The 12,690-nt window shown below is 65.9% G+C and carries 16 protein-coding genes; 8 read left to right on the forward strand and 8 right to left on the reverse strand.

All coding sequences use genetic code 11. The features are described from left to right. Positions 1-617: 617 nt before the first annotated feature. From EU555_RS26000 to EU555_RS26020, 5 genes are all read left to right on the forward strand, one after another. Positions 618-1,442: a TIGR04255 family protein gene (locus tag EU555_RS26000; RefSeq protein WP_135418265.1), complete on the forward strand. Its 825-nt coding sequence runs from the start codon at positions 618-620 to the stop codon at positions 1,440-1,442. Continuing rightward, entirely contained in the window at positions 1,439-1,888 is a 450-nt protein-coding gene (locus tag EU555_RS26005) for a hypothetical protein (RefSeq protein ID WP_135418267.1), read from the forward strand. The genes EU555_RS26000 and EU555_RS26005 overlap by 4 nt, the downstream gene beginning before the upstream one ends. Positions 1,889-1,907: 19 nt before the next feature. Continuing rightward, entirely contained in the window at positions 1,908-2,381 is a 474-nt protein-coding gene (locus tag EU555_RS26010; protein ID WP_135418269.1) for a hypothetical protein, read from the forward strand. A 95-nt stretch (positions 2,382-2,476) separates the two neighbouring features. After that, positions 2,477-2,920: a hypothetical protein gene (locus EU555_RS26015; RefSeq protein WP_135418271.1), complete on the forward strand. Its 444-nt coding sequence runs from the start codon at positions 2,477-2,479 to the stop codon at positions 2,918-2,920. Then, on the forward strand, positions 2,917-3,696 hold the full coding sequence (locus EU555_RS26020; RefSeq protein WP_135418273.1) for a hypothetical protein: 780 nt from the start codon (positions 2,917-2,919) through the stop codon (positions 3,694-3,696). Before EU555_RS26015 ends, EU555_RS26020 begins: the two co-directional genes overlap by 4 nt. A 674-nt stretch (positions 3,697-4,370) precedes the next feature. Here EU555_RS26020 and EU555_RS26025 read toward each other — a convergent pair. The 4 genes from EU555_RS26025 to EU555_RS26040 form a co-directional block, all read right to left on the reverse strand. Beyond that, the gene (locus EU555_RS26025) at positions 4,371-5,009 is read right to left on the reverse strand and encodes a recombinase family protein (protein WP_135418274.1); all 639 of its coding nucleotides are present in this window, start codon (positions 5,007-5,009) and stop codon (positions 4,371-4,373) included. A 148-nt stretch (positions 5,010-5,157) separates the two neighbouring features. Further along, complete coding sequence (locus EU555_RS26030) at positions 5,158-5,394, reverse strand: hypothetical protein (RefSeq protein WP_135418276.1); 237 nt, start codon at positions 5,392-5,394, stop codon at positions 5,158-5,160. Positions 5,395-5,587: 193 nt separating this feature from the next. Further along, on the reverse strand, positions 5,588-6,298 hold the full coding sequence (locus tag EU555_RS26035; RefSeq protein ID WP_135418278.1) for an anti-sigma factor: 711 nt from the start codon (positions 6,296-6,298) through the stop codon (positions 5,588-5,590). Beyond that, a complete protein-coding gene (locus EU555_RS26040; RefSeq protein ID WP_245524499.1) occupies positions 6,295-6,855 on the reverse strand; it encodes a sigma-70 family RNA polymerase sigma factor in 561 nt (186 codons plus the stop codon). Before EU555_RS26040 ends, EU555_RS26035 begins: the two co-directional genes overlap by 4 nt. 203 nt (positions 6,856-7,058) lie before the next feature. On the opposite strand from EU555_RS26040, the gene EU555_RS26045 reads away from it, so the two are divergent. Both EU555_RS26045 and EU555_RS26050 read left to right on the forward strand, forming a co-directional pair. After that, positions 7,059-7,790 carry a DUF4394 domain-containing protein gene (locus EU555_RS26045; RefSeq protein WP_245524500.1) on the forward strand — a complete coding sequence of 244 codons (732 nt, stop codon included), beginning with the start codon at positions 7,059-7,061 and terminating at the stop codon, positions 7,788-7,790. A gap of 234 nt (positions 7,791-8,024) precedes the next feature. Beyond that, positions 8,025-8,882: an outer membrane protein gene (locus tag EU555_RS26050; protein ID WP_135418284.1), complete on the forward strand. Its 858-nt coding sequence runs from the start codon at positions 8,025-8,027 to the stop codon at positions 8,880-8,882. A 388-nt stretch (positions 8,883-9,270) separates the two neighbouring features. On the opposite strand, the gene EU555_RS26055 is transcribed toward EU555_RS26050, so the two are convergent. From EU555_RS26055 to EU555_RS26070, 4 genes are all read right to left on the reverse strand, one after another. Beyond that, positions 9,271-9,825 (reverse strand): fasciclin domain-containing protein, encoded by a 555-nt coding sequence (locus EU555_RS26055; RefSeq protein ID WP_135418286.1) that lies wholly within the window; start codon positions 9,823-9,825, stop codon positions 9,271-9,273. A gap of 126 nt (positions 9,826-9,951) precedes the next feature. After that, positions 9,952-10,647 carry an anti-sigma factor gene (locus EU555_RS26060; protein ID WP_135418288.1) on the reverse strand — a complete coding sequence of 232 codons (696 nt, stop codon included), beginning with the start codon at positions 10,645-10,647 and terminating at the stop codon, positions 9,952-9,954. Further along, positions 10,644-11,219, reverse strand: coding sequence for a sigma-70 family RNA polymerase sigma factor (locus EU555_RS26065; protein WP_135418338.1), 576 nt, complete (start codon positions 11,217-11,219; stop codon positions 10,644-10,646). The genes EU555_RS26060 and EU555_RS26065 overlap by 4 nt, the downstream gene beginning before the upstream one ends. Positions 11,220-11,390: 171 nt before the next feature. Next, positions 11,391-11,825, reverse strand: a complete 435-nt coding sequence (locus EU555_RS26070; protein ID WP_135418289.1) for a hypothetical protein — start codon at positions 11,823-11,825, stop codon at positions 11,391-11,393. Positions 11,826-12,441: 616 nt separating this feature from the next. On the opposite strand from EU555_RS26070, the gene EU555_RS26075 reads away from it, so the two are divergent. Continuing rightward, complete coding sequence (locus tag EU555_RS26075; RefSeq protein WP_135418291.1) at positions 12,442-12,672, forward strand: hypothetical protein; 231 nt, start codon at positions 12,442-12,444, stop codon at positions 12,670-12,672. The last annotated feature ends 18 nt before the right edge of the window (positions 12,673-12,690 follow it).

Consider the following 12,690-nt stretch of genomic DNA (forward strand, 5'->3'; position numbering starts at 1 on the left):
GACCCCCCTCGGACTGAGGCGCCCCTTCGGCTTGGTCTAGGAGCATGACAAGACGCTGGTCGACCACTGGAATGCAGCCGGCTGCCCGCGGGATACCATCTGGCACCTCGGCATTTTCTGCCAGCGCTTCCCAAGGACCGGTCCCGCGCGATCTTCGCGCGCCTCAACCGGCACCAGCGCTACTTCGTCCGTGGCAACCGCGACAGGGCCTTTGCGCCCCTGCCGTGGGATGGCATCTCCGAAGTCCCGAGCCCATCGCCCTACTGACGGATGGATAGACCATCGAAGCCTGGTGTTCGCATAGCCCTTCCGCGAGTGGCCCCGCCAGCACCGGCGCGACACCCACCTCTACTGCCACTCGCAGGGCAGCCTGTCCGGCGCCGGGCCAGCACCGACATCGGGAGCGAATGCTCCAAATACCGCTTGGTCATCCTCGACAAGATCCACGTCCGCTTGGTCGAGAACGCCCGTCGATCCGGTGACGCCTTGCGACCACGACGGCACGCCGCCTGTGGGTGTGCGCATCGCCGCGGCGGTGATAGGCAGCGGTTCGCTTGACACTTCGCCGGCGATGACCCCTATTCGCGGGAGCAATCGCCGTGGGACAACGGACAGCCATGCCGCTCGCCCCGCTACCCAAATACGGGAGACCACCCGTCACGGAGGTGGTCTGCGGCGTCTACTTCCAGTCCCTCGACGACTTGCAGGTTGCTCATGTCGGCTCCCTGTGGGAGCGCCTGAGACGCGATTTCCCGCGCACGGAGACGCTGCCGCCCCTACCGCCGACGCTCATCGCGAACGGGCCAGCTGACTTCCAGATACAGTTCCAGTTCGGTCCGATCGAGGCAAGCCCGTTCCCGCGCGTCTGGTTCGTGTCCGCCGACGACGCGACCCTGTTGCAGCTCCAGCGTGACCGGCTCATCATCAACTGGCGGCGTCGCGCCGAGGACAGCCCCTATCCCAGCTACGACGTCATCGTTGCCAAGCTGCGTGACGTCCTTGGACTCCTAATCGGCTTCCTCGAAGAGCAGTCCCTCGGGGCGCCGGACCTCGTCGGTGTGGAATTGGCCTACGTGAACTCCCTCCATTTCGGCCGTGACCTCACTGGTCCGGGCGATGTTGCGTCGGTCGTCCCGTTCCTCACGTGGCGTCCCCCGGTCGGGTCCCCCGACCCCCTGGCGCTGTCCGGGCTAAGCTGGAACGCGCAGCTCGACCTCGCGGACGGCGAGGGGAACCTCCATATCGGGCTCAGAACGACCCAGCGCCCCAGCGACGGCCAGGGGCTGGTCCGCCTGGACCTTCTCGCGCGCAAATTCTCGCCGGCACTGGAAACTGATGCTATATGGAATTGGTTCGACCTTGCGCACGCGTCCATCGTGACGACCTTCTCGGACATCACGAGCCGGGACGTGCAGGACAGGGTCTGGGAGAGGCACACATGAACTTCGCCCGAGCGAGCTTCGCGGACGCGATGCCCGTCATGGTTACGGGCACACCGTTCGAGTCCTATTCAGACCTCGATTCGACCGCCGCGGGCGCATCCGAGCGGATGCGCCGCGCGCACCTCCTCGACGCCATCCGACAGTTGCCGGCCTACGCGGACGCCATGGGATACCCGAAAGTGACGCCGGCGAAGGTACGCCTCGCGCAGGACTTCGTCCTGCGGCTTCCGCACAACCGTGCGCTGCCTAAGGTCGCGGTCGACGACGAGGGCGATATACTGATGCGGTGGTCGGGCCCGGCCGGCAAGTGCGCGTTGACCTTCGAGGGGTCCGTGTTGCACATGACTGTCAACCCCGGCGCCACTTCGCAGCACGTCGAGCCTACCATATACAATGGCGGATACATCCCCCCAGGGCTCCTCGTCCATATCCCCACGCGCGGCTGACGACACGCCGCCGGCTGACGTGCCGACGATCCGCACCATCGACGATGCCGACACCGTTTCGCGGCACGTTTATGCACCGCGGATGCTCGGGGCAGCCGACGAGTTCGTCTGGCATGAGATCTTCCAGTTCCCTAGCGACCGCGGAATGGCCGAGAGTGTCGCCCTCCGCATGGTGGTGCCCAGTGATGCGGACGTGCATCGGCTGGGGTGCGAGAAGCAGGACAAGGACCGAGAGCGCGAACGCGCGAAGGGTCGGCCCGGCCCAACCTACCGCGGCTGTACCGATGCGCTCGCTGGCGGGATCCGCGGCCAGTCCTCGACCAGAGGGCACCGCTTCTCCGTCACCCACGAGCCGGCCGAGGGCGACTGGCACGGCCATGTCACCGTCCTCCTCGCCGCGGGCTGCGGCAAGCTCAGCAAGTCGGACAAGGACGACGTCCGCGAGCTGATGGCGGGGGTGTTCGGCCCGCTGAAGCCGCATGCATGTCCGTAAACGGCCACGCTTTGTTCATCGCCACGCCGTAGGCTAATCTCAGCTCGCAGGCTGACGTCCCCGGACCTGTCCCCGCGCCGGCGCAATGAGAGGCCATGACCCGACGCGATCTGCTACTGTCCATCCTGGCCGCGGCCAACGGGCAACCGTACGAGCCGGTGCAGATCCAGAAGGCGACTTTCCTCGTGCTCACGAACCTGCCCTGGCTGGTCGACGAGGGGCCGGCCTTCGCATTCGAGCCCTACGATTACGGCCCCTTCGACAGGGCCGTCTACGCCGAGGCCGAGCAGCTCGCGCGCGACGGCCTCGCCGTCGTCCGCCCCTCCCCGTCCGGCCGCTGGAAGACATACGCCGCCAGTGATGCCGGCGTAGCCCGCGGCCGAGAGGCCATGGCCGGCCTCGCCCCGGAGTTCGCACATTATGTCGACGACATCGCCCGCTGGGTCCGCGCGCAGGACTTCGGCACCCTCGTCCGCTCGATCTACGAGGCCTATCCGGGGATGAGGGCCAACAGCGTGTTCGTGGACCACCGCCGTTGACCGTCATCGTGGGAGCCCTGTGTTCCGACGGCATCGTCATCGGAGCCGATAGTATGTCGACCTCGGGCAACGGCCGGAGCCCACTCATCCAGGTCCGCTCCGACGACAAGATTCGGGTCATCGGCGGCAAAGTCATCGTGGTGGGCACCGGCAGCATCGGCCTTGCGCAGCGGTTCGAGGCGATCGTCGAGCAATCCTGGCGGGAAGAGGTGTTCGAGCGCGGCTGCCAGGAATGCGGCACGTCCATCGCGGCCCTCGCACGGCACGAGTTTACCACAAGCGGGGTCCACTTCTCGCCCGGCGCTGGTCTGGATTTCGGCGCGATGGTTGCCGCGCCCATCCGCGACGCCCCCGAGCTAATCGAGTTCAACACCTTCGACCTGCAGCCTGAGCGGAAGACGCGCCGTCGCCACTGGGTGGCCATGGGGGCTGGGCAGACCCTCGCCGACCCGTTCCTCGCCTTCGTCAGCCGCGTGCTATGGGACGGCCGGGAGCCCACTGTCGCGGCGGCGACCGTCGGCCTATGCTGGGCGATCGAGCACGCGATTCACTACGCCCCGGGCGGGGTCGGCCCTCCCGTTCGCCTCGCAGTCCTGCGTCGCGAGGCAGGCGAGTGGCGGGCCACACTGTTGGAGGACGACGCGCTGCAGGAGCCGAGGCAGCACATCGCGGAGATCGAGAAGCGCATCGGATTTTACGCCTCCGACGGCCTCGCAGCTGCGCCGCCCCCGCCCCCGCCCCCGCCCCCAAAGCCTGCCGTTTCCGAGTCCGACTAGGACTTCGCAAGCAGCCCCTCGTCCGTTAGGCCTCCGGGGCCTCATTGTTCCCGCTCCGGAGATAGCGAACATGAGCAAGACCTATATCATCTGTGGGTGACCGGTTGGGTCCGAAGAGCATGTCTTTCCCATCGCATTCGACGGCCGACGCACGAACCGATATATCTATCGCGGACCCCACGATAACAGATCTTCCCGACTCGCCAGAAACACCGCCAAGCAGCGAGGCGCCTCCCGGGCTTCTCGTGGTCGATTTCGCGTTGCACGGCGATGTGCAAGAGAACGATCAACACTCCGGCACACACGGGATACTGGCAGTAATTTACTCTCATTCTTTTCTCAATTACCTTCATGGCGGAGACGGCGTAGTGATAGGAAAAGCACTCAAGGCGCTCAACTCTGAACACAACCTCATACACCGTATCCACTCACACGAGTTCGCTCGGCGCATAACGTGACGCTGTGGCGACTTCTCGATGAACAGGTAAGATGGCGAGCAGGACGGGGCTTGCAGTCCGCAGAGTTTTGTCGAATGAGATGTTGGGTCCAGACCCCGAAGGATTTACCCACGACACTGTCCCAGCAAGTGTCTCGGACGAGGCCCCCGGGTGTACTCCCTGCCATGGGTCCCCCTACCCTTTTTTTGGTTGAAAATCACGGATTGCCAGCGCGACCTATCGCACGCCCCACCGGGCGAGCGCAGCCTCAGCGTCAGCCGGATCCTCCTGAATGCGATAGATCGCGCCACGGCTCAAACCAGTATCCCTGGCGATGGCAGAGACGCCTACGCCCTGGACTAGCTGAGCGCGCACAATGTCGAGCTGAGCGCGGCTGTAGGAGGGTTTCCGGCCTCGGTACGCGTCATCCCGGGCTTTTGCGTGGGCGATGCCGGCTCGCTGCGCTTCCTTGGTCGCTTCGGTCTGCGCCTGTGCCGTGGCACTCATGAATGCGATGAGCGCATCACGCACAGCCTGTTGCATCGGGTCCTTGGTAGCACCGTCGAATACCAGCCCGTTGATGACCGTGCGGACGATCACACCGCGGCGCATCAGCTCCCGAATGGTGTCGGTCACGTCTTGGTAGTCGCGGCCGAGCCGATCGACCCACCGGACCACGAGCACGTCACCGCGCCGGAGCATGTCGAACAGGCGCCGGCCCTGCGGCCGATCGGCAATCCGGGTGCTGACGCCGCTCACGCCCTCGTCCGCCACGACCGCATCAATCGCGAAGCCCGCGGCCTCGGCCTGTGTGCGCTGGTGAGCGGCGGTCTGCTCCGTGGTGCTCACGCGGGCGTAGAGGATGACCTGGGACATGCGGCGAAAGCGTCTGTTGAAGTGACGTCCGCATAAAGGCTTGTCCGTTGGTTAAAATCAACCCTAGTGGACACAGTTTCGGACGGCCGCAGCGCTGTTCGCTACGGTATAGCCCTACGGACGATACAGCGAGGAGACACTCCCGACGCTACTTTGTCGGCAGTCCGCCTTGGGCGATCGCGATTTCTACCGCCTCCTGCGCGTGCGAACCAACAGGATGGTTATGCTGTTCCAGGAACGTCTTGGCGGCGGATAGCTGATCGAGGGCTCGGCTTGGCTGGCGATACTGCTCAGCCAGGAGATCACTGGTCAGTGCAAATGCAAGCTCCTCAGCCAAAGCCGCTACCAGCGGCAGGGCATCGGACAGCGGATTGGCAGCGCTCATGATGGCTCCTAGCTGCCCCCCAGCCCGATTTTATTTAGCACAATTTTTCCGAACATGAGAGGCAGGGGAACGACCCGGCAAACGCAGCACATCACACCAAATGTTCGAAGTCGAACAGGGAACGATTCCTAAACGGTACCTGAAGCCTCCATCGCCGCCTGCGTGGCGAAGCGAACTTCGTCCACGCTACCGATCATAGCGCCCGGGCGGTCAATCCTTTCATCAGGATCTGCCCTGTCGGCCGCCCGGTAGGAGAGCCACCTACCGGCTCCAGCGTGATTTCGAACAGCTGATCGGGCACCGCCCTCGGCAAGTCTTCGACCTTCAGGTCCAGGCGTTGCGCTCGCTGCGAGAGCCCCACCGAGACCGGCCCTCGAGCCCGGTCCCATAGCGTCCACACTTCGAGCACCCGGTCGCTCGGCACTGGTAGAGCGGCCAAAGGAATGAGGTTCGCTCGTCCATCGGCACCAATGTTGACGATCGCCGCGACCCGATTGTCGTCGGTGAGAAGCGCGGCCACCAGTGCGGGCGCGGGCTGCCGTGCTGCGAGCACTGCTAGGCCAGCAGCCAAGGCCAGACACGCGGCGCCCGCAGCGAGACCGGCGCCGCGCCAGAAGCCGAGGCTGTTCCAAACGGCGAGCAAGCGCTCGGTAAGCCCAGGGCTGGGACCAACGACATGTACCTCACTGCCAAGACGCTCCTCAATCCGGTGCCAGAGTGCGTCCCCGGCTGGCACGGCAGTCGCCGTCTCGTCGATCTCAGCCAGGCGCGCGCGCCAAGCCTCGACGCTCGCGGCAAAGTCCGTGTCCGTCTTCGCGAGGTGAGCAGCCTGGGTGGCCTCAGCCCCTTCGAGAAGGCCGAGCGCGTACTCGGCGGCCAGCGCGTCGCGCTCAGCTGGCGTCACGACATGCACTCCCGGAGGGCGAGGAGCGATCGGCGCAGCCACGACTTCACGGTCCCGAGCGGCAGACCAAGTCGGCCGGCAAGCTCGCCGTGGCTAAGGCCGTGCGCGTAGGCGAGCACGATAGCATTGCGGCGATGCGGTTCGAGCCCGTCGAGGCAGCGCCGCAACGCCCTGGCTTCGGAGAGGCGGGCCACCACCGCTTCCGGTCCCTCCTCCTCACTCGCGACGTCATAGTCGAGTTCGTCCGTAAGATCGGTGCGGGCTTCGCCGCGCAGGATGTTGAGGGCGCGGTAGCGCAGGACAGCGTAGAGGAAGGCGCGACCCGTACCCCGAGCGGGGTCGAATGACCCCGCATTCCGCCAAACTTGGACAAAGGCGTCCTGCACAGCCTCTTCGGCCAGCGCGCGACGGCGCAGGATGCGCAGGGCTACGCCGAGCATGCGCGGCGCTTCCGCTTCATAGAGTGCGCGCAAGGCGCCGCGGTCCCCGCCGGCCACATGGCGCAAGGTCTCCTCGACCGACAGCGCGGCCCGCGCCGTGTTCGATACGCCGTGCACCCGTGATCCATCCTGACCGTATCCATGCCCAGGGTACACGGCCCGACCGCCTCTGGATGCAGGATCGAATTTTTTTCGTGTTCCGTGCATCCACCGGCTCAGCCGTCGTGTACCCGCGCCGCCGGTTCTGATCCCGGCGGGAACGGGAGACACCCATGAAACGAGTCATCCTCGCGTCCGCGCTCTTCGCCTCGGTCGCCTTCGTGGGCGGCGCCCAGGCCCAGACCGTCGCGGCCCTCGTCGGCGACGACACGCTCGCCATGGTCGACGTGGCCGCCAAAAAAGTGACAAAGACGGTGAAGGTCACGGGCGCGCCGGGTCGGATCATCGGCATCGACGTGCGCCCTGCCGATGGCATGCTCTACGCGCTCGCCGCCGATGGCACGGTGCTAACCGTCGACACCGCGTCCGGCAAGGCGACGACCAAGTCGAAGCTCGAGACCATGCTGCCGACAGGCGTGGCGGCGACTGTCGACTTCAACCCGGTCGCCGACAGGCTGCGGGTGATCGGCTCGGACGGCACCAGCCTGCGCGCCAACGTCGACGACGGCAAGGTCGTGAAGGACGGATCGCTGAAGTTCGCGGAGAACGACACGATGAAGGGCAAGACGCCCAAGGTCGTGGCTGGCGCCTACACCAACTCGATGAAGGGTGCAAAGGAGACGACGCTGTTCGACATCGACGCTTCAGGCGCGCTCCTGCGCCAGGCACCACCGAACGACGGCATCCTCAACACGGTGGGCATGCTCGGCGTTACCGCGGAGGTTGCGGCCTTCGACATCACCACCGATGCCGCCGGCAAGAGCCAGGGCTGGCTGATGTCGGGCGACACGCTGCACGCCGTCGACCTTGCCACCGGCAAAGCGACCATGCTGACCAAGATCGCCGGTACCACCGGGACGGTGCGCGACATCGCAGCCCTACCCGGCATGTAGCTGCTGGCTGCATCACGACCGGAACGGAGGTTCGCTGCTGATATCGCAGCGAACCTGCAGGCAGTCGACCAGACGAGAACCGAAGTGCGTCTCTGAGGCCACACCTAGAATCAAAGGGTCACGCACGGCCTGTTTTTGGTCCAAAAGATTGGACCATTGCGATTAAGCTCAGCGTTATGCTCGAAGCCACGGTTCAGGCCGGCGGTGGGATCAGCCCGAACTCAGGTGGTACCGATGTTGAAGAAGCTTCTTCTGGCCAGTGCGACCATCGCCACCTCCGGCGCGGCCCTGGCTGCTGACCTCCCCCGTCGCGCCGCACCTCCGGTGTTTACCCCGGTAGCCCCGGTATTCACCTGGACCGGCGCCTACTTCGGCATCAACGCTGGCTACGTCTTCGACAGCGACACACGCTTCGATCGCACAACCGGCGACCTCGCCAACAATAATGCCGCGCTCGCCGTTGGCCTGCGCCCGACCGCAGCTCGCGTGCGCAATGACGGGTTCACCGGCGGCGGCCAGATCGGCTACAACTACCAGTTCACGCCGGGCTCAGGCTTCGTAATCGGTATCGAGGCGGACGCCGCCTACACCGACCTCGACCGTATCCGTACGCTGAGCAACACCACGAACTTCGGCCCACTCGTCACGCCTGGCGCAGTCGCCACCACACGGGTCAACACCTACCAAGGCGGCCTCGACTTCCTCGGCACCGTCCGCGGACGCGTCGGCTACGCCTTCGACCGCTTCATGGTCTATGGCACGGGCGGCTTCGCCTATGGCGGAGTCAACAACCGCGTGACCTTCTTCGCTCCGAACGGCACGATCCCGTTCTTCGATGGGCGGCAGAACGATATCCAGACCGGCTACGCCTACGGCGGCGGCGTTGAGTACGCGCTGCCTACCGACTCGTTCTTCAACTTTTTCCGCTCGAGCGCGGTGACGCTGAAGGTCGAGTACCTGCACTACAACCTTGGCGGCGAACGCTTCGCCATTCCCGGTGTCAACGGAGGGCCAGGTAATTACAGCGCTCGAGTTCGCAATGATGGCGATCTCGTTCGCGCAGGTCTGAACTACAAGTTTGGCACGTTCTAGTCGCCAAATATCTTCTGAAGGCAATTTTTATTTTTGCAATTTGATCCCGTCGTTCTCGCGGCGGGATCTTAATATATTGCTGGATCAGCTGCCAATCTACTATTGGCATGGAGTCATGTCAGTATATCGGACAATGCCCTAATGGGCCTGTAACGGAACAGGCGATCCAGCGGCCTCCTTGGGAGGATGGTAACCACACCCCGCCATCCTGCCCGGGAGCAGCGTCGCGTATCAGCTCCCCGTCGTGTGGACACGACATACCCCGCCAAGCCCCTAGGCTGGCGGAGGTTCTTCGTGTTCTTCACCCGGTACCGCCGGTTAGGCTAGGTCATTCTCTTCCGGGTCGAAGGGCTTGGCACTCTCGTTGTCAGGCGATTGCCCGCCAGGATCAGGGCATCATCACTGTGTCGATGACATGGATGACGCCGTTCGACTGCATCACGTTGCCGATCGTCACCCGGGCGGTGTTGCCCTTGTCGTCGGCCACGAACAGCCGCTTGCCCTTCTGCATCACCGTCAGGGTCCCGCCCGCGGCGGTCTTCAGCTCGGCCTGGCCGCCGCCCTGCTTGACCAGCCCCATCAGGTCCTTGGCCGTGTAGGTGCCGGGCACGACGTGGTAGGTCAGGATCTTGGTCAGCGTGGGCTTGTTCTGCGGCTGGACCAGGGACTCGACCGTGCCGGCCGGCAGTTTGGCGAAGGCGGCGTTGGTGGGGGCGAACACCGTGAACGGGCCGGGGCCGGCCAGGGTGTCGACGAGGCCAGCGGCCTTCACGGCAGCGACCAGGGTGGTGTGGTCCTTCGAGTTGACCGCGTTCTCGACGATCGACTTCGAGGCATACATCGGCGCGCCGCCCACCATCGGGTTCTTGGCCTGCGCGGCACCGCCGGCCGTCGCCAGCGCCAGGGCGAAGATCAGGATGCGGGCATGGTTCCGGATCGTCATGGGGTTGGTTCCGTCTCTCGTACCGGCCCCGCTCTTGTCGGGGTCGAGGGCCGGTACGGAGCGCTGAACGGGAAGGTTTCAACCGAGCGCGATTTTTTCGCGCCGCCGCGATCTATTTCGTCCCGCCTACTCGCGTACCAAGCGGCCGCTGTAGACCGCCGGCCCTGTCGGGGCGCCCGAGGGCGAGCCGCCCGGTGGCTCCAGGGTGACAGCCAGGCTCGCACCGTCGAGGAGCGCGCGGTCCCTGGCTGGCAGGGACAGCCGCGTACCGGCCTCATCGCGAACGAGGCCGAGCGAGCGCGGCGTACCGGAGGCCGGCACGACCCAAAGTTCGAGGCTGCGGTCGCGGGGCACCTCGGCGGCGAGCGCCCGGACCTCTACGGTGCCGGCCCCCGGATCGACCCGCACCACAAGGGCCGGCAGCTCGCCGCCCCGGTTCACCACGGCGAGATAGCGCGCCGCGTCGGGCCGCGGCGCCAGGCGCTCCACGGCGATGAACAGGGCGAGGCCCGCGGCCAGCGCCCCTGCCGCGAGAGCAGTGCGGCGCCAGCGCCGGAGCGCAGGGCGCAGATCGACGGGAGCCGCAGGCCGGGGCGAGTCGGCCGGCAGCCGGGCGGCGATGTGGTCCCAGGCGTCTGGCGGCGGCGCCACCTCGGGCACGGCCCCGGCCAGGGGGGCGAGGCGGGCCTCCCAAGCGCGCTCGGCGGCGGCGAGCGCCGGGGAACCGGCGCGCTCGCGCCGGTAAGCCTCGCGCTCGTCGGCGTTCAGGGTACCGAGCACGTATTCGGCGGCGCGCAGGTCGGTCTCGTCGGGCGTGCTCATGCGGCGGCATCCAGGCAGTCCCGCAGCGCCGCGAGCCCGCGATGCAGCCAGGTCTTCACGGTGTTGACCGGCCGGTCGTAGCGCAGGGCCAGTTCCTCGCGCGACAGGCCCTCGCAATAAGCCATGACCACGCAGTCGCGCTGCGCCGGCTCGAGGCGCCCGAGGCAGGAAAGCAGCGCGTCGCGGTTCAGGAACGCGGCCTCGCTGTCCCGCGGATCGGCAATGCGGGACAGCCAGTCCTCCTCGTCGTCCCCGGTCACCGGCATCGGCACTTCACCCTTCCGGCGCATCAGGTCGATGGCGCGGTGGCGCGCGATCGCCACGAGCCAAGCCATCGGCTGTCCCGCTTCCGGGGCGTAGCCCGCCGCGCTCTGCCAGATCCGCAGATAGGCATCCTGCAGCACGTCCTCGGCCATGGCCCGGTCGCGGACGATACGCAGGGTCAGGGCGAAAAGTTTCGGGGCCGTGCGCTCGTAGAGCACGCGCAGGGCTGCCTCATCGCGGCGAGCGACCTGTGCGATCAGGACCGCGAGGTTTGTCTCTGCGATCTCCGGCCGTCGCCCCAGACGCATCATCCCCAAGGTGCTCCACCACTTGCGCCGGTGTTGTGCGGCACGACCGTATTCCACTGGTGCCGGAGCACCACGGGAAGCGCAAGCCATAGCCTTGGGGCGTCTGCTGCCGGGTCGAGTGGTGATGTCCTCCACGGGGACTTCCGAGGGTGCCCCCTGGCCTCATCGGAATTACGTTGCTGGATACGGTCCCTGGAACAGGTCGCCCATCGCCTTGCGCCGAAACACGGTGCGCCAGCGGCGGCGCTGATGCTCATCGCGGTCGTGCAGTATGTGGCAGCGCTGGCAGAACGCCGCCAGGTTGGCGTCCTCATTGTTGGCGGTGTCGTGGTCGCGGTGGGCTGCCGCCAGCACCACCTTCGTGACGCGAACCCGGGCAAGCAGATCCTCGTCGCGCAGGCGCTGCCGGAGCCGGCGGCCCTGGCCGTCGCGCCAGCCCGAGATCTCGGCATCCCACCACCGGCCGTCGCCGAGGTGGAAGACCCGCTGCAGGTGCGGACGGGCGCATTCCTCGCACCGCCCCCGCGCCCGACGGAAGCGGATCGCGTCGGAGAGCTGGGGCCAGTCGATGGGATAGAAGAAGCGGTGCTCCGGCCGGATCGGCATTCCTGCTCCCCAGCTGGGCGGGTCTCACGTAGCGTGGGGAGCCTATCACGCTGTAAGGTTAAGCCTACCTTGTCGCACGACGCTCGACGTTTGGCTCCCAGTCGGGTCATCAAAGGGACGAGAGGCGCAAGGCCCATCAACAGAAGTCTGTTTTGGGCATGCGGATGAAGACCGGCACCGCCGGTTCGCTATGGGTGCACTTTTAACGAACTGGTCCTGATCGCGGCTTCCGACCCGCTGCCGACCCTCGGAACGTCCGCTTCATGGCAGATGGTGGATACAGACGTACGATCGGGCTAGACGGTAGGCTGCCAGCCCGCTTCGAGCTGTCTGGACGCGAGACCTCCTTGGCGTCACCTCATCGCGTCGACTCCGCGGTGGAGCGACCGGCGGTGAATTTCCCGGTTCGGCCTGAAACTTTTCTCGGCACGCCTCCGTACAGGTCGGCGTACGCCCGGTCCGGGCGCGGCGCGAGGTCTTGCCTCGGCGTCCGATCTGTTGCGTTCCAACGTCATCGGAGTTAGGTTTTTATTCGCAATATCAGGAACTTGGAGGTCGGTTGATCTCTTCACTCCCTGTGCGAAAGGGGATCCCATCCCCGTACAGGAGACGTTGAATGAAGATCACCACCCTTGCCTTCGCCGCCTCGGTCCTCGGCAGCCTCGCTTTCGGAGCCGGCGCCGCTTCCGCTGGCCCGATGGGCCCGAACGGTCTCCAGGCCGGCTCCCCGACCGTCACCCAGGTCCGGATGACCAGCAGCGAGCGCATGATGATGAAGAAGCGCATGATGCGGAAGAAGATGATGAAGCGCCGGATGATGAAGCAGCGCATGATGAACCGCATGTAGGCGGTCATCCGAACGCGG

This window comes from Methylobacterium nonmethylotrophicum, from assembly GCF_004745635.1.
In the GTDB taxonomy this organism is placed as follows: domain Bacteria; phylum Pseudomonadota; class Alphaproteobacteria; order Rhizobiales; family Beijerinckiaceae; genus Methylobacterium; species Methylobacterium nonmethylotrophicum.

Excerpts from the sequence above, each read along its gene's own strand:
- EU555_RS26025 (WP_135418274.1), bottom strand. The coding sequence starts at position 5,009 with ATGTCCCAGGTCATCCTCTACGCCCGCGTGAGCACCACGGAGCAGACC.
- EU555_RS26060 (WP_135418288.1), bottom strand. The coding sequence starts at position 10,647 with ATGAGCACGCCCGACGAGACCGACCTGCGCGCCGCCGAATACGTGCTC.
- EU555_RS26030 (WP_135418276.1), bottom strand. The coding sequence starts at position 5,394 with ATGAGCGCTGCCAATCCGCTGTCCGATGCCCTGCCGCTGGTAGCGGCT.
- EU555_RS26075 (WP_135418291.1), top strand. The coding sequence starts at position 12,442 with ATGAAGATCACCACCCTTGCCTTCGCCGCCTCGGTCCTCGGCAGCCTC.
- EU555_RS26055 (WP_135418286.1), bottom strand. The coding sequence starts at position 9,825 with ATGACGATCCGGAACCATGCCCGCATCCTGATCTTCGCCCTGGCGCTG.
- EU555_RS26065 (WP_135418338.1), bottom strand. The coding sequence starts at position 11,219 with ATGCGTCTGGGGCGACGGCCGGAGATCGCAGAGACAAACCTCGCGGTC.
- EU555_RS26070 (WP_135418289.1), bottom strand. The coding sequence starts at position 11,825 with ATGCCGATCCGGCCGGAGCACCGCTTCTTCTATCCCATCGACTGGCCC.
- EU555_RS26005 (WP_135418267.1), top strand. The coding sequence starts at position 1,439 with ATGAACTTCGCCCGAGCGAGCTTCGCGGACGCGATGCCCGTCATGGTT.
- EU555_RS26050 (WP_135418284.1), top strand. The coding sequence starts at position 8,025 with ATGTTGAAGAAGCTTCTTCTGGCCAGTGCGACCATCGCCACCTCCGGC.
- EU555_RS26015 (WP_135418271.1), top strand. The coding sequence starts at position 2,477 with ATGACCCGACGCGATCTGCTACTGTCCATCCTGGCCGCGGCCAACGGG.
- EU555_RS26000 (WP_135418265.1), top strand. The coding sequence starts at position 618 with ATGCCGCTCGCCCCGCTACCCAAATACGGGAGACCACCCGTCACGGAG.